Source organism: Caldicellulosiruptoraceae bacterium PP1, assembly GCA_041320695.1.
GTDB lineage: Bacteria > Bacillota > Thermoanaerobacteria > Caldicellulosiruptorales > Caldicellulosiruptoraceae > JBGGOQ01.
In genome coordinates, this window is sequence record JBGGOQ010000006.1 from 81331 (window position 1) to 105982 (window position 24652).

26 protein-coding genes and 2 tRNA genes are annotated in these 24652 nt (G+C 29.4%); 21 read left to right on the forward strand and 7 right to left on the reverse strand.

What is annotated here, in order from left to right; all coding sequences use genetic code 11:
* Nucleotides 1-146: 146 nt before the first annotated feature.
* Nucleotides 147-596, forward strand: a complete 450-nt coding sequence (locus tag ACAG39_09010; GenBank protein MEZ0537374.1) for a Fur family transcriptional regulator — start codon at nucleotides 147-149, stop codon at nucleotides 594-596.
* A gap of 6 nt (nucleotides 597-602) precedes the next feature.
* Here the strand turns inward: ACAG39_09010 and ACAG39_09015 are convergent, their stop codons facing one another.
* Together ACAG39_09015 and sleB are read right to left on the reverse strand one after the other, a co-directional pair.
* The gene (locus tag ACAG39_09015; protein ID MEZ0537375.1) at nucleotides 603-905 is read right to left on the reverse strand and encodes a hypothetical protein; all 303 of its coding nucleotides are present in this window, start codon (nucleotides 903-905) and stop codon (nucleotides 603-605) included.
* Nucleotides 906-915: 10 nt separating this feature from the next.
* The gene (sleB, locus tag ACAG39_09020; GenBank protein ID MEZ0537376.1) at nucleotides 916-1548 is read right to left on the reverse strand and encodes a spore cortex-lytic enzyme; all 633 of its coding nucleotides are present in this window, start codon (nucleotides 1546-1548) and stop codon (nucleotides 916-918) included.
* A 181-nt stretch (nucleotides 1549-1729) separates the two neighbouring features.
* Between sleB and ACAG39_09025 the strand changes: the two genes are divergently transcribed.
* The gene (locus ACAG39_09025; protein ID MEZ0537377.1) at nucleotides 1730-2866 is read left to right on the forward strand and encodes a D-alanyl-D-alanine carboxypeptidase family protein; all 1137 of its coding nucleotides are present in this window, start codon (nucleotides 1730-1732) and stop codon (nucleotides 2864-2866) included.
* Nucleotides 2867-2869: 3 nt separating this feature from the next.
* On the opposite strand, the gene ACAG39_09030 is transcribed toward ACAG39_09025, so the two are convergent.
* Nucleotides 2870-2948 (reverse strand) — tRNA-Pro (locus ACAG39_09030).
* A gap of 42 nt (nucleotides 2949-2990) precedes the next feature.
* Complete coding sequence (locus tag ACAG39_09035) at nucleotides 2991-4115, reverse strand: glycosyltransferase family 4 protein (protein ID MEZ0537378.1); 1125 nt, start codon at nucleotides 4113-4115, stop codon at nucleotides 2991-2993.
* A gap of 80 nt (nucleotides 4116-4195) precedes the next feature.
* Here ACAG39_09035 and ACAG39_09040 point away from each other — a divergent pair, with 80 nt between their 5' ends.
* From ACAG39_09040 to ACAG39_09110, 15 genes are all read left to right on the forward strand, one after another.
* Nucleotides 4196-5131 carry an RluA family pseudouridine synthase gene (locus ACAG39_09040; protein ID MEZ0537379.1) on the forward strand — a complete coding sequence of 312 codons (936 nt, stop codon included), beginning with the start codon at nucleotides 4196-4198 and terminating at the stop codon, nucleotides 5129-5131.
* Between the two features lies 1 nt (nucleotide 5132).
* Nucleotides 5133-6374, forward strand: coding sequence for a CapA family protein (locus tag ACAG39_09045; GenBank protein ID MEZ0537380.1), 1242 nt, complete (start codon nucleotides 5133-5135; stop codon nucleotides 6372-6374).
* 29 nt (nucleotides 6375-6403) lie between these two features.
* A complete protein-coding gene (lepA, locus tag ACAG39_09050) occupies nucleotides 6404-8209 on the forward strand; it encodes a translation elongation factor 4 (protein MEZ0537381.1) in 1806 nt (601 codons plus the stop codon).
* Between the two features lie 15 nt (nucleotides 8210-8224).
* Nucleotides 8225-9352 carry a radical SAM family heme chaperone HemW gene (gene hemW, locus ACAG39_09055; protein MEZ0537382.1) on the forward strand — a complete coding sequence of 376 codons (1128 nt, stop codon included), beginning with the start codon at nucleotides 8225-8227 and terminating at the stop codon, nucleotides 9350-9352.
* A 99-nt stretch (nucleotides 9353-9451) separates the two neighbouring features.
* Complete coding sequence (gene hrcA, locus ACAG39_09060; protein MEZ0537383.1) at nucleotides 9452-10483, forward strand: heat-inducible transcriptional repressor HrcA; 1032 nt, start codon at nucleotides 9452-9454, stop codon at nucleotides 10481-10483.
* Between the two features lie 17 nt (nucleotides 10484-10500).
* Nucleotides 10501-11121, forward strand: coding sequence for a nucleotide exchange factor GrpE (gene grpE / locus ACAG39_09065; GenBank protein ID MEZ0537384.1), 621 nt, complete (start codon nucleotides 10501-10503; stop codon nucleotides 11119-11121).
* A gap of 21 nt (nucleotides 11122-11142) precedes the next feature.
* Nucleotides 11143-12963, forward strand: coding sequence for a molecular chaperone DnaK (gene dnaK / locus ACAG39_09070; protein ID MEZ0537385.1), 1821 nt, complete (start codon nucleotides 11143-11145; stop codon nucleotides 12961-12963).
* 93 nt (nucleotides 12964-13056) lie between these two features.
* Complete coding sequence (dnaJ, locus tag ACAG39_09075) at nucleotides 13057-14214, forward strand: molecular chaperone DnaJ (GenBank protein ID MEZ0537386.1); 1158 nt, start codon at nucleotides 13057-13059, stop codon at nucleotides 14212-14214.
* A gap of 24 nt (nucleotides 14215-14238) precedes the next feature.
* Nucleotides 14239-15153: a 50S ribosomal protein L11 methyltransferase gene (gene prmA, locus ACAG39_09080; protein ID MEZ0537387.1), complete on the forward strand. Its 915-nt coding sequence runs from the start codon at nucleotides 14239-14241 to the stop codon at nucleotides 15151-15153.
* Entirely contained in the window at nucleotides 15150-15902 is a 753-nt protein-coding gene (locus ACAG39_09085) for a 16S rRNA (uracil(1498)-N(3))-methyltransferase (GenBank protein ID MEZ0537388.1), read from the forward strand. The genes prmA and ACAG39_09085 overlap by 4 nt, the downstream gene beginning before the upstream one ends.
* A 16-nt stretch (nucleotides 15903-15918) precedes the next feature.
* On the forward strand, nucleotides 15919-17067 hold the full coding sequence (locus ACAG39_09090; GenBank protein ID MEZ0537389.1) for a cysteine desulfurase family protein: 1149 nt from the start codon (nucleotides 15919-15921) through the stop codon (nucleotides 17065-17067).
* A 13-nt stretch (nucleotides 17068-17080) separates the two neighbouring features.
* On the forward strand, nucleotides 17081-18250 hold the full coding sequence (gene thiI / locus ACAG39_09095) for a tRNA uracil 4-sulfurtransferase ThiI (GenBank protein MEZ0537390.1): 1170 nt from the start codon (nucleotides 17081-17083) through the stop codon (nucleotides 18248-18250).
* A gap of 9 nt (nucleotides 18251-18259) precedes the next feature.
* Nucleotides 18260-18976: a pseudouridine synthase gene (locus ACAG39_09100; GenBank protein ID MEZ0537391.1), complete on the forward strand. Its 717-nt coding sequence runs from the start codon at nucleotides 18260-18262 to the stop codon at nucleotides 18974-18976.
* A gap of 16 nt (nucleotides 18977-18992) precedes the next feature.
* The gene (locus ACAG39_09105; GenBank protein ID MEZ0537392.1) at nucleotides 18993-20108 is read left to right on the forward strand and encodes an aminopeptidase; all 1116 of its coding nucleotides are present in this window, start codon (nucleotides 18993-18995) and stop codon (nucleotides 20106-20108) included.
* Nucleotides 20109-20173: 65 nt separating this feature from the next.
* Nucleotides 20174-20494 carry a hypothetical protein gene (locus tag ACAG39_09110; GenBank protein MEZ0537393.1) on the forward strand — a complete coding sequence of 107 codons (321 nt, stop codon included), beginning with the start codon at nucleotides 20174-20176 and terminating at the stop codon, nucleotides 20492-20494.
* A 45-nt stretch (nucleotides 20495-20539) separates the two neighbouring features.
* Here ACAG39_09110 and ACAG39_09115 read toward each other — a convergent pair whose 3' ends face one another.
* Nucleotides 20540-20731, reverse strand: a complete 192-nt coding sequence (locus tag ACAG39_09115; protein ID MEZ0537394.1) for a hypothetical protein — start codon at nucleotides 20729-20731, stop codon at nucleotides 20540-20542.
* Nucleotides 20732-20873: 142 nt separating this feature from the next.
* Here ACAG39_09115 and ACAG39_09120 point away from each other — a divergent pair, with 142 nt between their 5' ends.
* The 4 genes from ACAG39_09120 to truA are packed head-to-tail and all read left to right on the forward strand — an operon-like array spanning nucleotide 20874 to nucleotide 24098.
* Nucleotides 20874-21719 (forward strand): energy-coupling factor transporter ATPase, encoded by an 846-nt coding sequence (locus ACAG39_09120; protein MEZ0537395.1) that lies wholly within the window; start codon nucleotides 20874-20876, stop codon nucleotides 21717-21719.
* Nucleotides 21695-22552 carry an energy-coupling factor transporter ATPase gene (locus ACAG39_09125; protein MEZ0537396.1) on the forward strand — a complete coding sequence of 286 codons (858 nt, stop codon included), beginning with the start codon at nucleotides 21695-21697 and terminating at the stop codon, nucleotides 22550-22552. Before ACAG39_09120 ends, ACAG39_09125 begins: the two co-directional genes overlap by 25 nt.
* 17 nt (nucleotides 22553-22569) lie before the next feature.
* Entirely contained in the window at nucleotides 22570-23358 is a 789-nt protein-coding gene (locus ACAG39_09130) for an energy-coupling factor transporter transmembrane protein EcfT (GenBank protein ID MEZ0537397.1), read from the forward strand.
* 5 nt (nucleotides 23359-23363) lie between these two features.
* On the forward strand, nucleotides 23364-24098 hold the full coding sequence (truA, locus tag ACAG39_09135; protein ID MEZ0537398.1) for a tRNA pseudouridine(38-40) synthase TruA: 735 nt from the start codon (nucleotides 23364-23366) through the stop codon (nucleotides 24096-24098).
* A 5-nt stretch (nucleotides 24099-24103) separates the two neighbouring features.
* Here truA and ACAG39_09140 read toward each other — a convergent pair.
* Together ACAG39_09140 and ACAG39_09145 are read right to left on the reverse strand one after the other, a co-directional pair.
* Nucleotides 24104-24180: transfer RNA gene (locus tag ACAG39_09140), tRNA-Val, on the reverse strand.
* A 69-nt stretch (nucleotides 24181-24249) separates the two neighbouring features.
* Nucleotides 24250-24564 (reverse strand): hypothetical protein, encoded by a 315-nt coding sequence (locus ACAG39_09145; protein ID MEZ0537399.1) that lies wholly within the window; start codon nucleotides 24562-24564, stop codon nucleotides 24250-24252.
* Nucleotides 24565-24652 lie beyond the last annotated feature (88 nt).

Here is a 24652-nt window from a genome sequence, read left to right on the forward strand (position 1 = left end):
GCCCAAGGTGTAATACTCCCATTTCTGAAAGCTTAAAATGTGATATGAATTGTAAAAAATGCAAATCAAACTGTACTATTGACAAAAATATTAATAAAAGCATACAATGATTATCATATGATATCTTAGTGAGGGTATGAAGCTTGATGGATGAAAAACAAATAGATGAAATAAAAGAACAATTAAAGCAAAAGGGTTATAAGCTAACTACACAAAGAAGAATTATATTAGATTCATTGATAGATAATCAGGAGAAACATTTAAGTATCGAAGAAATATATGACATTGTCAAGAAAAGGATGCCAGAAATAGGTCTTGCAACTGTATATAGGACATTGATGCTGTTAAATGATTTGAATGTTGTCAATAAAATAGATTTAGATGATGGTTGTTCAAGATTTGAATTAAATGAAGAAGATAGGTTCCATAAACATCATCATCTTATCTGTATTAACTGCGGAAAGATTGAAGAAGCAGAAGAGGATTTGTTAGAGATATTGGAAGCTGAGATTGAGAAGAAAAATGGATTTAAGGTTGTTGACCATATAGTTAAATTTTATGGACTTTGTAGTGAATGCCAAAAAAGGAGTGAATAAAATCAATCACTCCTTTTTTTGCGTATATATCTTATAAAACGAGTTATTATTATCATCTTTATTATTAAAGCTATCTTCAAAAGCAATAAAAACAGTATTAAGACCAATGACTGGAATAACCATTATATATGCATTATCCTTCTTTACCATTTTAGCTTTATAAACCTTTTCAATATCTTCTTTTCCATATCCAAATATTAAATAAATATCCTTCTGTAAGTTGTCTAAAAGAATTCCATTATTATATTTAATTATTATTTTATCGCCTGCATATGCTTTTTCTGGATATATTTCAAATGGTAATACCATATTTTCACTCCTACTTTGCAAATATATGATCACCAATTACAGTAAGAATAGGTCTACTCCAAATCCACTTATTAGTTGTTTTTGCTGGGTTATAGTAATAAAGTGCACCACCTGTTGGATCCCAACCATTTAACGCATCTCTTGCAGCATTAATTGCACTTTGGTTTGGTGGAAGATTAATCTGCCCATCAGAAACAGCTGTAAATGCACCTGGCTGATATATTACTCCAGCTATTGAATTTGGGAAAAGGGGACTTTCTACTCTATTTAATACAACAGCTCCTATTGCAACTTGTCCAATATATGGTTCTCCTCTTGCTTCACCATAAATTAGATGAGCAAGAAGATTTAAATCAGAACTATACGAAGTTTTAGAATATGGTATCACAATTCCCATTGCTTTTAATGTTTCACTTCCAGCAACTCCATCTACCTTAAGACCATTCTTAGCTTGAAAAGATCTTACTGCCATATATGTTTTATAACCATAGACTCCATCAATAGCACCATTGTAATATCCCCATTGCTTTAGTCTTTTCTGAATTTCAATAACTTCAGCACCTGTAGAACCATAGTATGAGATAACAATAGGGTTAATGAAATATTTAAATGCAATTTGGTTTTGGAAAGTAGCAAGAGTCAATGAAAAAATTAATATTACTAATAATACTATTATCTTAATATTTGTTTTCAACTTAACCATCACCTCAAAAAATAATTTCAATTATTAGTATTTCAAATTCAATTTTTTATATGTAAATGAATAAGTATTTATTAAAATACAAAAATTATAATAAGGAATAAAGTTAGATTGGGGGATTAATATGAAAAAAATTATATGTATCATCATCATATTATTATTAACATTTTCATTAACAAATAGTTTTGCAGAAAACAACCAAACTCAACAGATTGACATTAAGTCAAAATCAGCTATTTTAATTGACTTCGAAACAGGAAAAATTATATATGAAAAAAATGCTCACGAAAGATTACCTCTTGCATCTATTACTAAAGTAATGACACTTTTATTAATATGTGAAGCAATTGAAAACGGGAAAATAAAGCTTGATGATACTGTTACAACAAGTGAACATGCATCAAGCATGGGAGGCTCACAAGTTTACCTTAAAGAAGGAGAACAAATGAAGGTAGAAGAACTTTTAAAATGTGTTGCAGTGGCTTCTGCAAATGATGCTGCTGTTGCACTTGCTGAACACATAGCAGGAAGTGAGCAATCATTTGTTTATATGATGAATAAAAAAGCAAAGGAACTTGGTATGAATGATACTAATTTTGTTAATGCATGTGGATTAGATGCAGATAATCATTATTCAAGTGCTTATGATATTGCAATAATGTCACGAGAGCTTTTAAAACACCAATGGATACAAAAATATCTTACAATATGGATGGACACAATAAGAAATGGTAGTTTTGGTCTTACTAATACAAATAGATTAGTAAGGCATTACAAAGGGACAACAGGTGTTAAAACTGGTTCAACAGGAAAAGCACTTTTCTGTGTTTCAGCATCAGCAAAAAGAAATGGTCTTCATTTAATATGCGTAATTATGGGAGCTAATGATAGTAAAACAAGATTTTCAGAAGCAACAAAATTACTTGACTATGGATTTGCTTATTACACTTTATATTATCCTTACACAAAAAATACAAAGATTGGAACAGTTAAAGTAAAAAACGGTTTAGAAGATTATGTTGATGCTGTTATAAAAAATGATGTGAAATTACTTCTTAATAGAGGAGAGGAAAGCAGAATTACAAAGGAAATAAAGATTGAAAAAGAAGTAAATTCCCCTGTTAAAAAAGACCAATTACTTGGAAAAGTTGAATTTTATATAGATGGTAAACTAATTGCAAAGACTGATGTTATTGCTTCAAAAGAAATAAAGAGGAAAACACTATTTGATATATATAAATTATTAATCTCTCTAAAATAAAATTGGTCGGGGCGACTGGACTTGAACCAGCGAACCTCTAGCACCCCAAGCTAGCACTCTAGCCAAACTGAGCTACGCCCCGACTTTTTTATTCTTTTGTATTCAATATTATAATCTACAAGTTTCAATTTTTCAAGGCAAATATTTTATTATAAATATCAATTGTTTCAGAAACAGTTTTTTGCCAAGTAAAGTTTTTAGAATATTCATAACCTTTTTCAGAGTAACTAGATCTTATAGTATTATCAGAAAGCACTTTATCCAATTTGTCAATCAAATCTTCTAATGAATATGGATTTATATATATAGCTGCATCTTTCAATATTTCAGGCATACTTGTTACATTACTTGTAATAACAGGACATTTGCAAGCCATAGCCTCTAAAGGAGGAAGACCAAACCCTTCATATAGAGAAGGGTAAACAAAAACTTCTGAACCACTATATAGATAAGGAAGATAATCTACTTCAACATAAGAAAGAAAATGAACATAGTCTTGAATTCCATATGAATTTATTAAATTAAATAATTCTTCATAGTTTCTAGTAAGCTTGCCGGGAATAACTAAATGCAAATCTTTATATTTTTTTCTTATAAAATTAAATGCTTGGATAAGAAGTTTAATATTTTTACGAGGAGAAAAGCCACCAAGGTATAATATATAAGGAAAATCAATATTAAATTTATTTTTTAATAAAACTCTACATTTATCAATATCGATATGTTTATATACTTCTTCTGGTGCTAAATAAGTCACAAAAACCTTATTTTCATCATAATCAAAAAACTCACAGATATCTTTTTTTGAAAACTCTGACACTGTTATAACTGCATCAACTATTTTCATAATTTTGGGAACATAGTCTCTAAATATCTGAAGATATCCTGGCCCCACAGTTTCGGGCATTCTAAAAGGTATAATATCATGAAGTGTAATTATATACGTGCATTTTTTTGAAAGCGGTATTCCAATACCATTTTGTGGTACATGATAAATATCTATATCATTTTGAATAATTATCTCTTTTATCATAATTTGTTCCCAGAATTTATCAAGTTGTTGAGACATATAGTTAAAATTAATGTTCTTTGCTAAAATTGTTTCATTACTCGACTCTTCAGGCCATATAATCAAGTATTCATGTTCATTTGAAAGATGTGCAAGATTATTTATTAGTTGATATGTGTAAGTTCCTATACCAGATCCTCTATACCATTTTGCAGCTCTTCCATCTATTCCTATTTTCATAGTTATCATTTCATTTTTATTTTTGTCTTTTTTATTATATGATATTAATATAATTGATGTTAATGAAAGAGGTTGATAAGTTGAAAATTAGTTTTTATGTTGATAATAAAGAACAGGATAAAAAAATTGAAAAAGTAATAAAAAATGAATATAAAACAATTCCTATGAGTATTATTTTTAAACTACTAAGAAAAGGAAATATATTGGTAAATAGTCAAAAAGCTAAATTAGGTCAGGTTGTTGTTTTGGGTGATTTGATAGAATTTGATATTGAAGAAAAATTTTTGGAACATTCAAAAAAGGTAATTGAAATTATTTTCGAAGATGATAATTTATTAATAATAGATAAACCTTTTGGCATACCCTCTCATCCAGATAATAATGATGAATATTCAGTTGTAGATTGGATAAATGATAGGTATAGATCAAAAAGTGATTTCATACCGGCATTGTGCCATAGATTAGATAGGAATACTGGTGGACTTTTGATTATTGCAAAGAATAGACAATCATTAAGTGAAATGTTAAAATATTTTAGTGATAAAAAAATTCAAAAAAAATATTTAGCACTTACAAAAAGCTCAGATATAAAAAAACAAGATAAATTAGTATCATATCTTTATAAAGATCAAAAAAACAATAAAGTATTTATCTCTGATAAGCAACAGAAAGGGTTTAGCAAAATAATTACAAAATATAAAATTATTAATAAAATTGAGGATCTGTTTTTAGTTGAAGCTGAAATTATAACTGGAAAAACCCACCAAATTCGTGCTCACTTAGCACATATAGGAATACCAATAATTGGTGATGATAAATATGGAGACTGGAAACTAAATAAAAAATACAAAGCTGAATATCAGTGCTTATACGCATATTATATTCACTTTAATTTTGAAAAAAGAGGTTTGCTTCAATATTTATCAAATGCTAAATTTGTAAGGAATATAGTTACATTTCCTATTGAAGATGAAAAATTCAAATGTTTTAATATTTCAGAATTGAGAGGTATCTAAAATGAAAAAGTTTTTATACTTCTTATTAAGTTTAGTAATAGTGGGTCTTATAGCTGTAAATGCTTTTTTTTATTATGAAAACACATTTATGAAAAGCTATATGCCAACTAATAATGAGATAAAAAATACAAAAAAGCCTGTTGAATTTAAAAATACTACACCCAAAAAGAATAATAGTGCAAGTAATGAAGCAAAAAATATAAAACCTGAGGAAAAGAAAGCAAACCTTTTATTTACAGGGGATGTATTTTTAAACGGTTATATATTAAATTCATATTATAATCAAGATACACAAAGTTATTCATTTGATGAACAAATTTTTAAATCGGTTTATGAGATTTCATATTCTGATGCTGCATTTTTTAAATTTGATAGTGTTCTTGCTGGTGATGAATTTGGTGTTTCAAGCTATGAAAAATATAATGCACCAAGCGAATTTGCAAAGTTTATGAAAAACATAGGTTTTAAAAATGTAATTCTTTCATCACAACATATATTTGACAAAAAGAAAGATGGATTAATTACAACTATAGAAAACTTTAAAAAGAATAATATTAACATTTTTGGTACAAACACAAATAAAGATGAAGCAAAGTCAAAAGTATTAGAGATTAATGGATTAAGAATAGGTATTGCAACTTTTTCACGTGAATTTAAGACTGTATATTTAGATGCTTATTCTGATTATAAAGATTATATTAGCACACTTGACAAAACAGTTATAAAAAATGAGATTGAATATCTTAAAAGTTTGAATTGTGATGTTATTATTGCATATGTTAATTGGGGAGTAGAGCATACAACAAAACCTAATTATCAACAGTTGGAATATGCCAAAGAATTAATTAAAAATGGTGTTAATATTATTATTGGATCCCACCCACATGCAATTCATCCTGTTGAAAAATTAAAGGTTGAAGATGACAATCATGTTGTACATGAAGGTGTTGTTTTTTATTCTTTAGGTAACTTTTTCTGCGACCAATTAGTAATACTGCCATATAACAGATTTGGGCTTGTTGCTAACATAAATATAAAAAAAGTTGAAGATAATGTTACAATTAAATATAATATAATTCCTACATTTATTTATAGAACAAAAAGGACAAATTCTTCATATTATGATTACTATATATTAAATGCAAATGAAATTATTAATCGAAATGATATTAGAAAGTCATATATTAATTATGCAAAAAAACTAATTGAACAAATAAAAGCTTGGGAACAACAGATAAATTAAACTTTACAATATCTTTAGGGGGAAAAGGCGTGGATAGATTACAGGAAAGAATTCGAAACTTTTGCATTATAGCTCATATTGACCATGGGAAATCAACATTGGCTGACAGGATTATAGAACTTACTGGTGCTTTAACAGAAAGAGAGATGCAAGACCAGGTTTTAGATACAATGGATATTGAACGTGAAAGAGGTATAACAATAAAGGCTCAAGCAGTAAGACTTAATTATAAAGCTAAAGATGGAAATGATTATATATTTCATTTAATAGATACACCGGGACATGTAGACTTTACCTACGAAGTTTCAAGAAGTTTAGCGGCATGTGATGGTGCAATTCTTGTTGTTGATGCAACACAAGGAATTGAGGCACAAACATTGGCAAATGTTTATCTTGCATTAGAGCATAATCTTGAGATTATTCCAGTTATAAACAAAATTGACCTTCCTAGTGCAAGACCTGAGGAGGTAAAGAAAGAAATTGAAGATATAATTGGACTTGATGCTTCTGATGCTCCACTTATTTCAGCAAAGCAAGGATTAAATATTGAAGAAGTTCTTGAAAAGATTGTTGAAAGAATTCCACCACCAAATGGTGATGAAAAAAAGCCTTTAAAGGCATTAATATTTGATTCTTTTTATGATAACTACAAAGGCGTTTTAGCTTATGTTAGGGTTGTAGATGGGTTTGTCAAACCCAATATGAAGATTAAGATGATGTCAACAGGTGCTGAATTTACTGTTACTGAAGTTGGATATTTTAAACCTGGTATGTTAATTTCTTGTGAAGAATTAAAAGCTGGTGATGTTGGTTATATTGCTGCTTCAATAAAAACAGTTAGAGATACACGAGTTGGTGATACTATAACAACAGTTGAAAATCCAGCAAAAGAGATGTTACCTGGTTTTAAAAAGCTAAATCCTATGGTTTTTTGTGGTATTTATCCTACAGGTGATACAAAATATGAAGAATTAAAAGAAGCTCTTGAAAAGCTACAATTAAACGATGCTGCATTATTCTTTGAACCAGAAACTTCTGCTGCTTTAGGATTTGGCTTTAGATGTGGTTTTTTAGGACTTCTTCATATGGAGATTATACAAGAAAGATTGGAAAGAGAGTATAATCTTGGAATAATAACAACAGCACCATCTGTTGTATTTAGAATTACAAAAACAGATGGAACTGTTATAACAATAGATAACCCTACCAATCTTCCACCTCAAAATGAAATAGAAATGATGGAAGAGCCAATGGTAAAGGCAACAATAATGGTTCCTAACGAATTCGTTGGAGCTATTATGGAACTGTGCCAAGAAAGGCGTGGTATTTTTAAAGATATGTCTTATATTGAAACCACAAGAGTTATACTTACCTATGAAATGCCTCTTATGGAGATTATATATGACTTTTTTGATGTTCTAAAATCACGTTCAAAAGGCTATGCTTCATTTGATTATGAGTTTATTGGGTATAGCGAATCAAACCTTGTCAAGCTTGATATTATGGTAAATGGAGAGATAGTTGATGCACTATCTTTTATTGTTCATAAAGATAAAGCATACCAAAGAGCAAGAAGAATTGCTGAAAAATTAAAAGAGGAAATTCCAAGACATCTATTTGAAATACCAATTCAAGCTTGTATTGGTGGTAAGATTATTGCAAGAGAAACAATAAAAGCTATGAGAAAAGATGTTTTGGCAAAGTGCTATGGTGGGGATATTACACGTAAGAAAAAGCTTCTTGAAAAGCAAAAAGAAGGTAAAAAGCGTATGAAACAGATAGGTGACGTTGAGATACCACAAGAAGCGTTTATGGCAGTTTTAAAACTTGATTAACACGAGGGAAAATAAATGAAAAAAAACATTTCATTATATATTCATATACCATTTTGTATTAAGAAATGTAACTACTGCGATTTTTATTCAATAAGTGACGCAAATAAAGAATTACAAAAAGAATACTTTAGCTCTCTAAAAAGAGAGCTTCTTTTGTATAAAAAATATGATTTATTAATAAATACAATTTATATTGGAGGAGGAACACCTACATTACTTGAACCAAAATATATAACAGATCTTATTAATTTTATAGAAGAAAACTTTAAATTGAGTGAGAATATAGAAATCACTATTGAAGCAAACCCAGAGACTATAAATGAAGAAAAGATTTCTGTATATAAAGATTGTGGAATTAACAGAATAAGTATAGGAGTTCAAACACTTAATGATGATGAACTAAAAGTGTTAGGTAGAGTTCATTCTGCAGATAAAGCAATTTCATCTATTAAATTAGCATTAAAGTATTTTGATAATATAAGCATTGATTTAATGATTGGCATACCAAAACAAACAATAAATTCGTTTTTAATAACAGTAAATAAACTTTTAGAGTTTGATATAAAACATTTGTCAATTTATTCTCTCAAAATAGAACCACACACAAATTTTTACTTTAACATTGATTCAATAAGTCAGTATATTCCTAATGAAGATGAGGAAAGGGAAATATACTGGTTGGCAAATAATACTTTAAAGCAATATGGCTTTTATCAATATGAAATCTCAAATTATGCTAAAAAAGGTTTTGAGTCAAAACATAATTTAGTTTACTGGGAATTAGGGGATTATATAGGTATTGGTGCTGCTGCACATAGCTATTTTTTAGGTTATAGGTATCAAAATTTAAATGATATGAGTAGTTATCTTAATAATATAAAAAAAGGCGAAATTATGCTAAATAAAGAATATATCAATAAAGATGAATCAATGAAAGAGTATATTATTTTGGGTCTACGAAAAATTAAGGGTATTGATATTAATGACTTTAATACAAGATATAATGCAGATTTTTTAAATATTTATAATGAAAAGATAAAAAAGCTTCAGAGATATAATCTTATTACTTTAAATGGTTCAAATTTAAGATTGACAGAAAAAGGCATTGATCTTGCTAATGTTGTTTGGGAAGAATTCATTTAAATATCCCTCCAAATCACTTGACAATTTTTTATAATAGAGTTATATTATATTTTAGAATTAGCACTCACCAAGTATGAGTGCTAATAAAAGGTGAGGAAAATGTTGGATGAAAGAAAAAGAAAGATATTACAAGCAATAATTGATGACTATATTAATACTGGTGAGCCTGTTGGTTCACGAACAATTGCAAAAAAATATATTTTTGGTTTATCGTCTGCTACAATCAGAAACGAAATGTCTGACCTTGAAGAGTTAGGCTTTTTGGAACAACCTCATACTTCAGCAGGCAGGATACCTTCTGATAAAGGATATAGATACTATGTTGATGAGCTTATGCAAGTTCAGGATTTACAAAATCAAGAAATAGAGTATATCAAAAATATTTTGGATACAAGTATAAACGAAATTGATGAATATATGGGAAAAATAGCAAGACTCATATCAGAGCTTACAAACTACACTGCTGTTATTTCAACACCTACTGTAAAGAAAAGCTTTTTAAAACATATACAACTAATTCCTGTTGACGACAAAAGGTTTATACTAATATTAGTTACAAACACTGGAATTGTTAAAGATACAATATTAACAAAACCAAAAAGTGTAAAATCAAAAGACTTTACAATAATTACAAATATTCTTAATCAAAAGCTCAGCGGATTAATGTTAGAGCAAATTGATGAAAATATAATTGGAGATGTTGAAAAGGAATTAGGTGAAAATTCTGAAATATTGTTTCCGATAATCGATATTATTATAAAAACAATTAGTGCTGCTGATGATACTGAGGTTTTATTAAGTGGTGCTAAAAATATATTTGACTTTCCAGAGTTTAATGACGTATTTAAAGCAAAGGTATTTCTTCATATTTTTGAACAAAAAGACCTTTTAAGACAAATTCTAAGAACCTATGACTTAAATGATGTAACAATCCGAATTGGTAAAGAAAACTCAGTTGATGATATGAAGGAATGCAGCATAATATTATCATCATATAAAATTGGTGACAGTATTGCAGGAACATTAGGTATTATTGGACCAAAGAGGCTTAAATATTCACAAACCATTTCGCTTGTTGATTTTATTTGTGATGAAATTTCGTCTATTCTTACAAGATTATTCATTGAATAAAGAGGTGAAATAACTTAATGGATGACAATGTAAAAACTAATCAAAATGAGATTAATGAAGAAATTAATGAAAACATTCAAAATGAAAATGTTACCGAAAGTATTAATAATGACGAAAAAATTGAGGTTGAAAATAAGGAAAATATTGAACAAAATGAAGAAAATCAAGAATTAAATGAAATTATAAAAAAGCTTGAACAAAAAGAAAAAGAGATAGAAGAATATAAAAACCTTTGTCAAAGAGTTGCTGCTGATTTTGATAACTACAAAAAAAGAATGGCAAAAGATAGAGAAAATATGTATTTTGAGGTTGTAGCTGATGTTGTTTCAAAGATATTGCCCATTGTTGATAACTTTGAAAGGGCTATAAACTCAGCTAAAGAAACTGATAATAAAGATGAAATGCTAAAAGGACTCGAGATGATCAAAAAGCAAATTGATGATGTTTTATCAAAGCTTGGTATAGAGCCTATAGAGGCTTTAAATAAAGAATTTGACCCTTATCTTCACAACGCAATAATGCATGTTGAAGATGAGAATTATGGTAAAAATATAGTTATTGAAGAGCTTCAAAAGGGATATAAGCTAAAAGACAGAGTTATAAGATATAGTTTAGTAAAAGTTGCAAACGCAAATTAATTTTTAAGGAGGATGATATAAATGGCACATGTTTTAGGTATTGACCTTGGAACAACCAACTCATGTATGGCAATAATCGAAGGTGGACAACCAGAAGTAATTCCAAATTCAGAAGGCTTTAGAACAACACCATCAGTTGTTGCATTTACAAAAAATAACGAAAGGCTTGTTGGTCAAGCTGCAAAAAGACAGGCAATAACAAATCCTGATAGAACAATAATATCAATAAAAAGAGATATGGGTTCAAATAGAAGGGTTAAGATTGATGACAAAGAATACTCTCCAGAAGAAATCTCAGCAATGATTCTTATGAAGCTTAAAGCTGATGCTGAGGCTTATCTTGGTGAAAAGATTACACAAGCAGTTATCACAGTTCCTGCATACTTTACAGATGCTCAAAGACAAGCTACAAAAAATGCAGGAAGAATTGCAGGACTCGAAGTATTAAGAATCATAAACGAGCCTACAGCTGCAGCATTAGCTTATGGACTTGACAAAGAAGGTCATCAAAAGATTATGGTATATGACCTTGGTGGTGGAACTTTTGACGTATCAATCTTAGAGATAGGTGATGGTGTTATTGAAGTTTTAGCAACTTCAGGTAATAATAGACTTGGTGGAGATGACTTTGACCAAAGAATAATTGATTATATAGCTGATGAGTTTAAGAAAGATTCAGGCATAGATTTAAGACAAGATAAGGTTGCTATGCAAAGACTAAAAGATGCTGCAGAAAGAGCAAAAATTGAGCTTTCATCTGCAATGCAAACAAATATTAATCTTCCATTTATAACAGCTGATGCTACTGGACCAAAACATATTGATATGATTCTTACAAGAGCTAAATTTGAAGAACTTATAAAAGACCTTGTTGAAAAAACAAAAGAACCTGTTGAAACAGCTTTAAATGATGCAAAATTAAGCCCATCGCAAATAGATAAAGTTCTTTTAGTTGGTGGTTCTACAAGAGTTCCAATGGTTCAAGAATTTGTAAAGAAATTAACTGGAAAAGAACCATTTAAAGGCATAAATCCTGATGAATGTGTTGCTATTGGTGCTGCTATTCAAGCAGGCGTTCTTTCTGGCCAAGTAAAAGATATTCTTCTTTTGGATGTTACACCACTTTCACTTGGTGTTGAAACATATGGTGGAGTGTTTACAAAAATAATTGAAAGAAATACAACAATACCAACAAAAAAGAGCCAAATATTCACAACTGCTGCAGATGGGCAAACATCTGTTGAAATCCATGTTCTTCAAGGTGAAAGACCATTTGCAAAAGATAATAAGACTTTGGGCAGATTCATTCTTGATGGTATTCCACCAGCACCAAGAGGAGTTCCACAAATTGAGGTAACATTTGATATTGATGCTAATGGTATTGTTAATGTATCAGCTAAGGATTTAGGAACTGGTAAAGAGCAAAGAATTACAATAACATCACAAACACATCTTAGTGAAGATGAAATACAAAAAGCTGTTAAAGAGGCTGAAATGTATGCTGAAGAAGACAAGAAGAGAAAAGAGCTTGTTGAAACAAGAAATAGAGCTGACCAGATAATCTATCAAACAGAGAAACTACTAAAAGACTTAGGAGATAAAGTAAGTAGCTCAGAAAAAGAACAAATTGAAGCAAAATTAAAATCTCTTAAGGATATTATGAATGGCGAAGATAAAGATGCAATTGAAAAAGAGATTGATGAACTTACAAAGGCATTCTATGATATTTCATCAAGACTTTATCAACAAGGTGGAGCTAATCCTACTGATACAGGCTCTAACCCAGGAGCTAATGATGGTAATAACGATGGTGGAGTTAACACAGACTACAAAGTATATTAATAAATAAAAATCTTCTAAGCCAAAGTCATATCCAATATGGCTTTGGCTTTTTGTGTGATATAATATTTTTGGTGAATAAGGTAGGTGAAAATTATGGCACAGAAAAGAGATTATTATGAAGTCTTAGGTGTTAGCAAAAATGCAACAGAAGATGAGATAAAAAGAGCATTTAGAAAGTTAGCAAAACAATATCATCCTGATGCTAATCCAGGGAATAAAGAGGCTGAGGAGAAATTTAAAGAAATAAATGAAGCTTATGAAGTATTAAGTGATCCAGATAAAAGAAGAAAATATGATCAATTTGGCCACGCAGCATTTGATCCATCCTATGGGGCAGGTGGTGCAGGTGGAACAAACTTTGGCGGTTTTGGTTTTGACTTTACTAATATTGGCGATATTTTTGAGGACATTTTTGATGGTTTTGATATTTTTGGTGGTTCTTCAAGAAGAAGATCTCAAGGACCTCAAAGAGGAAGCGATATATATGTAGAAATTGAACTTGATTTAAAAGAGGCTGCAACTGGTATAGAAAAAGAGATACCAGTATATAGAACTGAAAAGTGCCCAACATGTAATGGAAGCGGTGCAAAACCTGGTTCATCACCACAAACCTGTAGAAAATGTGGAGGAACAGGTCAAGTTAGGCAAAGACAATCAACACTATTTGGTGAGGTGTCAACAATAAGAACTTGCGATGCCTGCGGTGGTGTTGGGACAATTATTACTGATCCATGTAAAGATTGTAGTGGAACAGGTAAAGTTAAAAAGCAAAGAAAAGTTAAAATCAATATTCCTGCCGGAATTGATAATGGGCAGGTAATAACACTTCGTGGTGAAGGTGAAGTTGGAGTAAGAGGTGGTCCTAATGGTGATCTTAAAATTGGTGTTAGAGTAAGACCACATCCAATATTTAAAAGAGATGGAGTTGACCTTTATATTGATGTTCCAATAACATTTGTATTGGCTGCACTAGGTGGAGAGATTGAAATTCCAACTCTTGAAGGTAAAACAAGAATTAAGGTTGAAGCTGGGACACAAAATGGTGATGAAATTAGATTAAAGGGTAAGGGTTTAAGCTATTTAAGAGGTAGAGGAAAAGGGGATTTAATAGTAAGATTTATAATTGAGATACCAAAGAAGCTTAGTGATAAACAGAAAGAACTTTTGAAAAAATTTGATGAAATTAGTAATGAAGATGGGTATGAAAAGAGAAAGAGATTTTTTGAAAGACTTAGGGATGCTTTTTTATAATCTATAAAGTGGGTGTGAATTGTAATGAAATGGTTTGAAGTTAGAATAAAAACAAAAGAGGAAGCTGAGGATGCTATATCAAGCTTCCTCTATGACTTAGGTGTTAATGGGGTTGTTGTTGAAGATGATGTAATTGATAACAGTGAAAATGTAAGCTGGGATTATATTGATGAATCACTTCTTATTAAAAAAGACTATGCATTAATTAGGGCATATTTTCCAGAGAATATCAATATCTCAGAGGTTGTTTATCAAATTAAAGAAGGATTAAATTATATAGGGAGATTTTTAGATGTAGGTGCAAAAGAGGTTGAGATTTCTCAAATTGATGAAGAAGACTGGGCTAATGAATGGAAAAAATACTATAAGCCTATTGAAATTGATAATATAGCTATTGTTCCTTCTTGGGAGGAATATAAAAATGAAAAGAATAGAATAATAATTAGATTAGACCCTGGTATGGCTTTTGGAACAGGTACACATGAAACAACTGCTATGTGTATAAAACTTCTTCAAAAGTATATAAAATCGGGTCAAGAGATTATAGATGTTGGTTGCGGTACAGGGATTTTAAGTATAGCTGCAAAGCTTCTTGGGGCTAAAAATGTTTTGGCAGTTGATATAGATGATGTAGCAGTAAAATCTTGCTCTGAAAATGTAAAGCTAAATAATGTTGATATTGAGATAAAAAAGAATAATCTAATTGAAGGAATTGATAAAAAATTTGATGTTGTTATCGCAAATATAGTAGCAGATATTATAATAAAGCTTTCAAATAAGGTCAAAGATGTATTAAAAGAAAATTCTATTTTCTTAACCTCTGGAATAATCAAAGATAGATTATCTGATGTTGAGAAAGCATTGATTGAAAATGGGTTTGAGATTATTGAAGTTCTAAATATGAATGACTGGTATGCATTGGTTAGTAAGGTAAGGTGAATATTTTGCCAAAGTTTTTCATTAATCTTGAAAATTTTGAACTAAAACAAAATAATGCATATATAGATAATACTGAAGATATTCAGCATATTGTTAAGGTATTAAGAAAAAATATAGGAGATATAATAGAATTATGCGATGGTTACTGGGATTACAGTGCTAGAATAACTGAGATATCAAAAAATATTATTAGACTTGAAATATTAAATAAAGATAAGAATAATAGAGAGTCAAATATAAATATTATCTTATTTCAATGCCTAATTAAAAGTGCTAAAATGGATTTTGTAATACAAAAAGCCACCGAATTAGGTGTAAAAAAGATTGTGCCTGTGGATTCACAGAGGGTTGTTATTGATTTATCTGAAAAAGAAAATAAAAAAATCGAAAGATGGACAAAAATAGCTAAAGAGGCACAAAAACAATGTCAAAGGCCGGTAAACCCTGAAATAATAAAGAGTATAGAATTATCAAAAATTGAAAGCTTTTTGGATGAATTAGATATATTAATAGTCCCATATGAAAAAAGCAATAATATTAGATTGAAGGATATATTAGCTAATAAACAATATAAAAATATTGGTATTTTGATAGGCCCAGAGGGTGGTTTTGAACAGCAAGAGATAGATAGATTATCAATATATAATGATAAGGTTAAAATAGTTTCATTAGGTAATAGAATACTTAGAGCTGAAACTGCTGCTATTTCTACAATATCAATTATACAAGCTCTTTTAGGTGATATGTAACAAAGGATGTGAAATAATGGAAATCTACTTTGATAATGCTGCCACAACAAAACCATTTGATGAATTAATTGATGAGATTCCTAAGTTTTTATCCGAAAATTATGGTAACCCATCATCACTTCATAGGTTAGGAATACAATCAGAAAGAGTAATAAAATCTGCTCGCGAAGTTATTTCAAAGGAGATAAATGCAAGACCAGATGAAGTTTTTTTTACATCGGGTGGGACAGAAGGTAATAATTTAGCTATCCAAGGGTTAGCAAGAGTAAACAAAAAAAGAGGACAAAAAATAGTAACAACAGAGGTTGAACATCCTTCTGTTATAAATACATTTGAAAAGCTAAAAGAAGAAGGGTTTTTAGTAGAGTATATAAAGGTTGATAAAAATGGGCAGATAGATATTGATAATCTTTCTTCTATGATTGATAAAAATACAATATTAGTAAGCATTATGCATGTAAATAATGAAACGGGACACAAATTTGATATTCAAAAACTTGGGAAAGTAATAAAATCAATAAATTCTGATACTTTATTTCATGTTGATGCTGTTCAGTCCTTTTTAAAAGAGCAAATAGATGTAAAACAAATAAACTGTGATGCTTTAACAATTAGTGGGCATAAAATTCATGCTTTAAAAGGTATTGGAGCTTTATATCTAAAAAATAGTACTAATATTGCACCTTTATTTTTTGGTGGCAATCAAGAAAAAAAAGTGCGTCCAGGAACTGAAAATACGCTAGGTATATTTTCATTAATGAAGGCAATTGAATTTTACAAAAAAAGAAAAGAATTAGAACCAAATAAAATATATGAGATAAAAAAATACTTTATTGAAAGGCTTTCTGAAATAGATAATATTTCAATTAATTCTCCATTAGATGTTACTTGTGATAGTATATTAAATGTTTCATTTTTAGGAATAAAATCAGAAGTTATGCTGCATACGCTTGAGGCATACAAAATATATGCTTCATCAGGATCTGCTTGCTCTTCTAAAGGAAGAACATATAATAAGGTTTTATATGCACTTGGGTATCCTATGGATATTGCAGCAAGTAGTATAAGATTTAGTTTTTCGTTATTTAATAATATATCTGAAGTAGATATTGTTATTGATACAATAAAGAAAAATATACCGTTACTTAGAAGAATATATAAGTAAAAGGATGATATAAATGAAAACAATTCTTATTAAGTTTGGCGAGATTGCCTTAAAAGGTCAAAATAGACCTATTTTTGAGGATAAATTAGTTGCGAATATTAAACAAAGGCTTAGAGAATTTAATATTTCTGTTGAGAAGGAACAGGGAAGGATTTATATAAAAAATATTTCTGACAATGAATATAATAAAATAGTTGAGAGATTAAAGAAGGTATTTGGAATTGTTGGCTTTACGCTTTGCGAAGTAGCAGATAAAGATATTGAAAGTATCAAAAAAGCAGCAGAAGTAGTTCTTCAAAGCCAATATGAAAAAGATAAAAAAACATTTAAGGTTGAGTCAAGAAGAGGAGATAAATCATTTCCATATACTTCACCTGAGATATCAAAATTAGTTGGTGCACATCTTATTAAAAATTATAAAGACAGGTTAAATATAAGTGTTGATGTGCATAATCCTGATTTTGTTTTGGAAATTGAGGTAAGAGACAAAGTTTATCTTTATGCTGAACAATATAAAGGTATAGGTGGAATGCCACTTGGAACAAATGGGAAGGCACATTTGCTATTATCAGGTGGAATTGATAGCCCAGTTGCTGGGTTTTTAGTTGCAAAAAGGGGTGTTGAATTAGAAGCAATTCATTTCTTTAGCTTTCCGTATACAGGTGAAAAGGCCAAAGAGAAGGTTATTGATTTGTGTAAGGTATTAGCTTCTTATACTACACAAATTAAACTTCATTTAGTTCCTTTCACTGAGATCCAAACACAGATTTACGAAAAATGTAACGAAAGATATTTAACTATTATTATGAGAAGATTTATGATGAAGATTTCAGAAATAATTGCAAAATCAAATGGAGGACAAGCTATTATTACAGGAGAAAGTATTGGCCAGGTTGCAAGTCAAACAATGGAGAGTATTGTTTGTACTGATAATGCAGCTCAAATACCAGTTTTCAGACCCTTAATTGGTTTTGACAAAGAAGAGATTGTTACAATTTCAAAAAATATTGGAACATATGATATTTCAATACTTCCTTATGAAGATTGTTGTACTGTTTTTGTTCCTAAACATCCCAAAACTAAACCAAGTCTTTTAGATGTTATTGAAGAAGAGAAAAAGCTTGATGTTGAAGGATTAATAAATGAGGCTTACGAAAAAACAGAAGTATTATTAATAAGATAAGGTGATATAATGAGTATTAGACTTCAAAAATTGATGGCAGATTCAGGAGTTGCATCTCGTAGAAAATGTGAAGAGATGATTTTGGAAGGAAGAGTAAAGGTTAATGGTCAAATAGTTGATAAATTAGGAACAAAGGTTGATTTAGAAAAGGATATAGTTGAGGTTGATGGTAAAAAGATTACAATAAAAAATAAAAATATATATATTATGCTAAATAAACCCTTTGGGGTTATTACATCAGCTAAAGATGAAAAAGGACGTAAAACAGTTATTGATATAATCAAAGATAGAATAAATGAAAGGATTTTTCCAGTAGGCAGACTTGATTTTGATACTTCGGGCTTATTGATTTTAACAAATGATGGTGAGTTTGCATATAAAGTAACACATCCTAAACACAATATTGAAAAGACATATATTGCAACTGTAAAAGGAATTCCATCTGAAGATAGTTTAGATAAACTTAGAAATGGTGTTGAAATTGATGGACGATTAACTCAACCAGCAATTGTAAATTCAAAAAAAATAATAAATGGTAATATGATTATTGAAATAAAAATACATGAGGGACGAAACAGGCAAATAAGAAAAATGTTTAGTGCTATAGGACATGATGTTATAAGACTTAAAAGAGTTGCAATAGGAAAACTTCAATTAGGAAGGCTAAAAGAAGGTGAATTTAGATTCTTAAGTACCGAAGAACTTGAATTAATTTATAAAGAATAAAAAAGGAGAGATTTTTATGACTGATGAAAGAATAAAAATACTTGCAAAAAATCTTCTTGACTTTTCTGTTGAGCTAAAAAAGGGAGAAAAGATACTTATTGAATCTATTGGTTGCGAGGTTCCATTAACAAAAGAGCTTATTAAATATGCATATCAAAAAGGAGCATATCCATTTGTTTGGTTAAAAGATGTTACACTGCAAAGAGAGTTACTCTTAGATGCTAAAAAGGAACAAATTGAAATTATAGCTGAAAATGAAAGAAAACTTATGGAACAAATGGATGCATATATAGGTATAAGAGCAACTCCAAATCCTTATGAACAATCTGATGTTTCACCGGAAAATATGAATTTATACCAAACTATTTGGTTCCACAAAGTTCATTCTGAAGTAAGAGTTCCAAAAACAAAGTGGTGTATTCTTCGCTATCCAAACTATTCAATGGCTCAACAATCCAAAATGAGCCTTGAAAAATTTGAGGATTACTATTTTAAGGTGTGTAATTTAGATTACAGCAAAATGTCAAAGGCAATGGATAATTTGGTTAGTCTTATGGAAAAGACAGATAAGGTTAGAATAGTTGGGAATGGAACAGATATAGAGTTTTCTATAAAAGGGATGAAGGCTATTAAATGTGATGGTCATATGAATATACCTGATGGAGAGGTTTACACAGCACCTATTAAAGAATCAGTAAATGGAGTAATAAGCTATAATACCCCATCTCATTACAGTGGATTTAGATTTGAGAATATCAAATTCGAGTTTAAAGATGGAAAGATTATTAATGCTACTGCAAATAATACAGAAAGAATTAATAAAATACTAGATACAGATGAAGGAGCAAGGTATATAGGGGAGTTTTCCATAGGTGTAAATCCATTTATTACATTCCCAATGGAAGATACTTTATTTGATGAAAAGATTTCAGGAAGTATTCATTTTACACCAGGAAATGCATATGATGATGCAGATAATGGAAATAGGTCTTCAGTTCATTGGGATTTAGTTTTGATACAAACCCCAGAATTTGGTGGTGGAGAGATTTATTTTGATAATGTTATAATTAGAAAAGATGGTCGTTTTGTTGTAAAAGAACTTGAATTATTAAATCCTGAGAATCTTATATAAAAGTTTGAATACTAAAACTCTTACACTAATATTATTAATATAGAGCATTATTATAGGTTAGTTTTATGGATAATTTCCTTACTAGTGAACTTTTAGGAACATATATGGGTTTATCAGTTGCAACAAGTTTAATTGTACAATTTACCAAAAGCTTATTTAAAAAAAGATACGAAGATTATGTAGTACGAATTTATACTTTTATAATTTCTGTAATATTAAGCATAATTTTTATACCACACAAAAACACAACAAAAGAGTTTGCATTACTTGTTTTAAACTCAATAATAATTACTATGATGTCTATAGGTGGATATGAAGTTATAAAAGATCCAAAAGCACAAAAGAAGTTAATTATTAACAACACTGAAAACAACAACCAACAATAAAAGGGAGGATTTTACCTCCCTTTTATTGTTGAAAAATGTATAAGATTAATTTACTTCATCAATTTTCTCAATAATCTCCTTTATTTCATCTGCAGCATGCGATTTAATTTTATTTGTCATCTCTTCTGTATTTATATATTCTTCCATTTCAATATTTTCATTATCTATTGGTTGTTGAAATTGTCTTAAATTAATAAGGTTTACATCAAAAAACATATCACATCTTGGTGTTATCATTTTAAATCCCTCCCTAATATTATTATACCCCATTAAAATTAAAATGACTCAATGTATACATTTATACTTTAAAAATACCTGTATTTATTAATACAAAACTTTGTTATAATAATATGTAGTTTTTCAAAAGGGGAATTTGAACATGAAAGAATTCATATTAGTAAATAATCTTTATTTTTCTTATAAGAATATAGACCAAAAACATAAATATGTTTTAAAAGATATAAATCTTTCTATAAAAAAAGGCGATTTTGTAGTTTTTATGGGTTTAAATGGTTCAGGAAAATCTACATTAGCGAAAATGTTTAATGGACTTTTATTACCCGACAGTGGAGAGGTTATTATAGATGGAATGAATACAAGAGACATCAATCATATATGGGATATAAGAAAACTTTGCGGTTATGTATTTCAAAATCCAGATAATCAGCTAGTTGCATCAGTTGTTGAAGAAGATGTTGCTTTTGGTCCAGAAAATCTTGGATTTTCGAGAGAAAAAATAATAAAAAAGATAAATGAGTCTTTAGAAATTGTTGAAATGAGCGAACATAAAGATGCTTTAACATATAAGCTTTCTGGTGGACAAAAGCAAAGGGTTGCTATTGCAAGTATACTTGCTATGGAGCCTGAATGTATTGTTTTTGATGAACCTACATCAATGCTTGATCCAAAAGGCAGAAAAGAAGTAATGAGAGCTATACTGAAACTCAATAAAGAAAAAGGGAAGACTATAATTCTAATTACACACAATATAGAAGAGATAATGTATGCTGATAGGGTTTTTTTACTTGATAAAGGTATGATTATATTAGAAGATAAGCCACTTAATATAATAAATAATGAAACATTTTTAAAGATGGGCTTTGAGATGCCAGCAATTTTTAAATTAGCATTACTTTTAAAACAACATGGACTAAATATAAGTGATAATATATGGACAGTAGATGAAATGGAGAGAGAGTTATGCTTATTGAAATCAAAGATGTAGATTTTTATTATGGATATAAAACACCTTTAGAAAAAAAGGCATTAAGTAATATAAATATCAAAATAGATAGTGGAGAATTTATTGGAATAATTGGGAAGACAGGCTCAGGAAAATCAACATTGGTTCAGCTTATGAATGGGCTTTTGATTCCTCAAAAAGGTGATGTTTTAGTTGAAGGATTAAGTACCAAGGATAAGAATAAACTAAAAGAGATTAGAAGAAAGGTCGGACTTGTTTTCCAATATCCTGAATATCAATTGTTTGAAGAAACGGTATATAAAGATATTGCATTTGGTCCTAATAATCTTGGGATGCCACGTGAGGAGATAGAAAGAATAATTAAAGAGTTAATTAATTTATTAGAAATACCTGAAGAGCTACTTGAGCGTTCACCTTTTGAACTATCAGGAGGACAGAAAAGAAGGGTTGCTTTGGCTGGTATTCTTTCGATGGATCCATCTGTTATTATTTTAGATGAGCCAACAGCTGGACTGGATGTCAGAGGTAAAAAAAGGATATTTGATTTAATTCAAAAACTACATGTAGAAAAAAAGAAAACAGTTATAATGATTTCTCATTCAATAGAAGATATTGCAATGCTTTGCGATAGGGTTATTATACTTAGCAAAGGTCAAATTAAATTTGATGGTAGCAAAAAAGAATGTTTTAATAATTTTAAAATATTAGAAGAAGCAGGCTTATCTGCACCAGATATTTTAGTTCTTCAAGAAAGGCTAAAAGAAAAAGGATTTGACATTGGAGAATTTGAATACAGAGTAGAAGATGTAGCAGAAAAGATATTAGAACAATTTGATATTTTACCTAACAAATAAAGGAGTGCAAGTTTTTTATGATGGACTTTGTAATTGGTCAATATATAAAAAAAGATTCATTTATTCATAATCTTGATCCAAGGACCAAGATAATTTTATCAGCAATAATATGTATTTCAATATTCCTAATACAGACATTTGTTGGTTATTTTATTATGTTTTTTTTGATATTTATTTCTATAATAGCTTCAAAAACAAATATTAAGCTACTATTTAAAGGTTCAAAGCCAATTTTCATTTTAATAATCATTACTGTGATTTTTAATATTTTTTTTACATCAGGAAAGCCAGTATTTAAAGTTTATGGAGTTTCGATTACTGATAAAGGTTTATTTCTTTCTGCTGTATTAGTTGTTAGGCTTATTTTACTTTTGTTTACAACAACAATACTTACTTTAACAACCTCTCCAATAGAACTTACTGATGGTTTTGAAAATATTTTTAAACCACTAAATAAAATTAAATTTCCTGTTCATGAAATTGCACTCATGATGTCAATTGCACTAAGATTTATACCTACATTAGCCGAAGAAACTGATAAAATTATGAAGGCACAAATGTCACGTGGTGCAGATTTTGAAACAGGTGGATTTATAAAAAGGGCAAAGGCACTGGTTCCAATTCTTATTCCGTTATTTGTCTCTGCTTTTAAAAGAGCTGATGAGTTAGCAACCGCTATGGAAGCAAGATGTTATAAAGGTGCAATTGGTAGGACAAAATTAAAAAAACTTGAATACACAAAAAAAGATATTATAACATATCTTGTAAGCTTATTATTAATTATTACTGCAGTATATTTGGGGTGAAGATTTTGAAAAACATATTATTGACAATAGAATATGAAGGAACTAATTATCATGGATGGCAAAAACAAAACAACAAAATAACCATACAAGGAACAATTGAAAATGCTATATATAAAATGACAAAAGAGAAAGTTAACTTGGTTGGATCAGGCAGAACTGATGCTGGTGTTCATGCATTAAATCAAAAAGCAAACTTTCTAACTGAAACAAAAGTCCCAATTGAAAAGATTCCAGTTGCTTTAAATTCTTTACTTCCTTCTGATATTTCAATTAAAGATGCAAAAGAAGTAGATTTAAACTTTAATGCAAGATATAGTGCTAAACAAAAGACATATAAATATTTGATATATAATGGTAAGACACGCTCTGCTATAATGAGAAATCTTTCATATTTTTATAGAGGACAACTTGATATTTTAAAAATGGAACAAGCACTAGAGTATTTTATAGGAAGATATGATTTTACCGCATTTTGCTCATCAGGTTCAGAGGTAAAAAGTAAAATAAGAGAGATAAAAAATGCCTATTTAAGTGTAGAAAATGATTATATTTCAATATATGTTACTGCAAATGGTTTTTTATATAATATGATGAGAATTATCGCAGGTACAATACTTGATGTGGGTTGTGGTAAAATAAAGCCAACTGATATACCATTGATTATTGAAAGTAAGGATAGAAACAAGGCAGGCAAAACTCTACCTCCATGGGGACTATATCTTGTAGATGTGGTATATTAAAAAAATGGTGGGGATAGTAGGACTCGAACCTATGACCCCTTGCATGTCAAGCAAGTGCTCTAACCAACTGAGCTATATCCCCACAACTTTATATTGTATTTAAAATGCATATTAAATTATAATATACCAAGAATAAAAAGTCAAATATAGATTAAAATATCTCATCACATTCCTTTCTTGCTTCTTCTTCTGAAAATCCAGCAATTTTTGTAAGAAAATAATAATGCATATCTTTTTCTAAATCATCGAAAATAGGCTGTGCCTTAGCCATTTGTTCACAATACTTTTCATCATCATATTCATCTTTGATATTGTAGATTGTTGCATTAACATATTCATTTGAAAGGTCGTCCGTATAATTTATAAAAATCTTATTGTTATATCTTATTTCTTCATATATTTCTTGAAGATAATTTAATATATCAGCTTTATCATAAGCAGCTATATTAATTTCAAGCTTATACATACCTATCATTCCTTTCTTTTTTTAATCAATTGAAAAGAAATGTTTAATAAAAAATAACATATTTTACCTTGTTATTATAATTATAAAA

What these genes read in the sequence shown, in the direction of transcription:
- ACAG39_09010 (MEZ0537374.1), top strand. Translation starts at nt 147, where the DNA reads ATGGATGAAAAACAAATAGATGAAATAAAAGAACAATTAAAGCAAAAG.
- ACAG39_09015 (MEZ0537375.1), bottom strand. Translation starts at nt 905, where the DNA reads ATGGTATTACCATTTGAAATATATCCAGAAAAAGCATATGCAGGCGAT.
- ACAG39_09025 (MEZ0537377.1), top strand. Translation starts at nt 1,730, where the DNA reads ATGAAAAAAATTATATGTATCATCATCATATTATTATTAACATTTTCA.
- ACAG39_09035 (MEZ0537378.1), bottom strand. Translation starts at nt 4,115, where the DNA reads ATGAAAATAGGAATAGATGGAAGAGCTGCAAAATGGTATAGAGGATCT.
- ACAG39_09045 (MEZ0537380.1), top strand. Translation starts at nt 5,133, where the DNA reads ATGAAAAAGTTTTTATACTTCTTATTAAGTTTAGTAATAGTGGGTCTT.
- hemW (MEZ0537382.1), top strand. Translation starts at nt 8,225, where the DNA reads ATGAAAAAAAACATTTCATTATATATTCATATACCATTTTGTATTAAG.
- hrcA (MEZ0537383.1), top strand. Translation starts at nt 9,452, where the DNA reads ATGTTGGATGAAAGAAAAAGAAAGATATTACAAGCAATAATTGATGAC.
- grpE (MEZ0537384.1), top strand. Translation starts at nt 10,501, where the DNA reads ATGGATGACAATGTAAAAACTAATCAAAATGAGATTAATGAAGAAATT.
- dnaK (MEZ0537385.1), top strand. Translation starts at nt 11,143, where the DNA reads ATGGCACATGTTTTAGGTATTGACCTTGGAACAACCAACTCATGTATG.
- dnaJ (MEZ0537386.1), top strand. Translation starts at nt 13,057, where the DNA reads ATGGCACAGAAAAGAGATTATTATGAAGTCTTAGGTGTTAGCAAAAAT.
- prmA (MEZ0537387.1), top strand. Translation starts at nt 14,239, where the DNA reads ATGAAATGGTTTGAAGTTAGAATAAAAACAAAAGAGGAAGCTGAGGAT.
- ACAG39_09090 (MEZ0537389.1), top strand. Translation starts at nt 15,919, where the DNA reads ATGGAAATCTACTTTGATAATGCTGCCACAACAAAACCATTTGATGAA.
- thiI (MEZ0537390.1), top strand. Translation starts at nt 17,081, where the DNA reads ATGAAAACAATTCTTATTAAGTTTGGCGAGATTGCCTTAAAAGGTCAA.
- ACAG39_09100 (MEZ0537391.1), top strand. Translation starts at nt 18,260, where the DNA reads ATGAGTATTAGACTTCAAAAATTGATGGCAGATTCAGGAGTTGCATCT.
- ACAG39_09105 (MEZ0537392.1), top strand. Translation starts at nt 18,993, where the DNA reads ATGACTGATGAAAGAATAAAAATACTTGCAAAAAATCTTCTTGACTTT.
- ACAG39_09110 (MEZ0537393.1), top strand. Translation starts at nt 20,174, where the DNA reads ATGGATAATTTCCTTACTAGTGAACTTTTAGGAACATATATGGGTTTA.
- ACAG39_09115 (MEZ0537394.1), bottom strand. Translation starts at nt 20,731, where the DNA reads ATGATAACACCAAGATGTGATATGTTTTTTGATGTAAACCTTATTAAT.
- ACAG39_09120 (MEZ0537395.1), top strand. Translation starts at nt 20,874, where the DNA reads ATGAAAGAATTCATATTAGTAAATAATCTTTATTTTTCTTATAAGAAT.
- ACAG39_09125 (MEZ0537396.1), top strand. Translation starts at nt 21,695, where the DNA reads ATGCTTATTGAAATCAAAGATGTAGATTTTTATTATGGATATAAAACA.
- ACAG39_09130 (MEZ0537397.1), top strand. Translation starts at nt 22,570, where the DNA reads ATGATGGACTTTGTAATTGGTCAATATATAAAAAAAGATTCATTTATT.
- ACAG39_09145 (MEZ0537399.1), bottom strand. Translation starts at nt 24,564, where the DNA reads ATGTATAAGCTTGAAATTAATATAGCTGCTTATGATAAAGCTGATATA.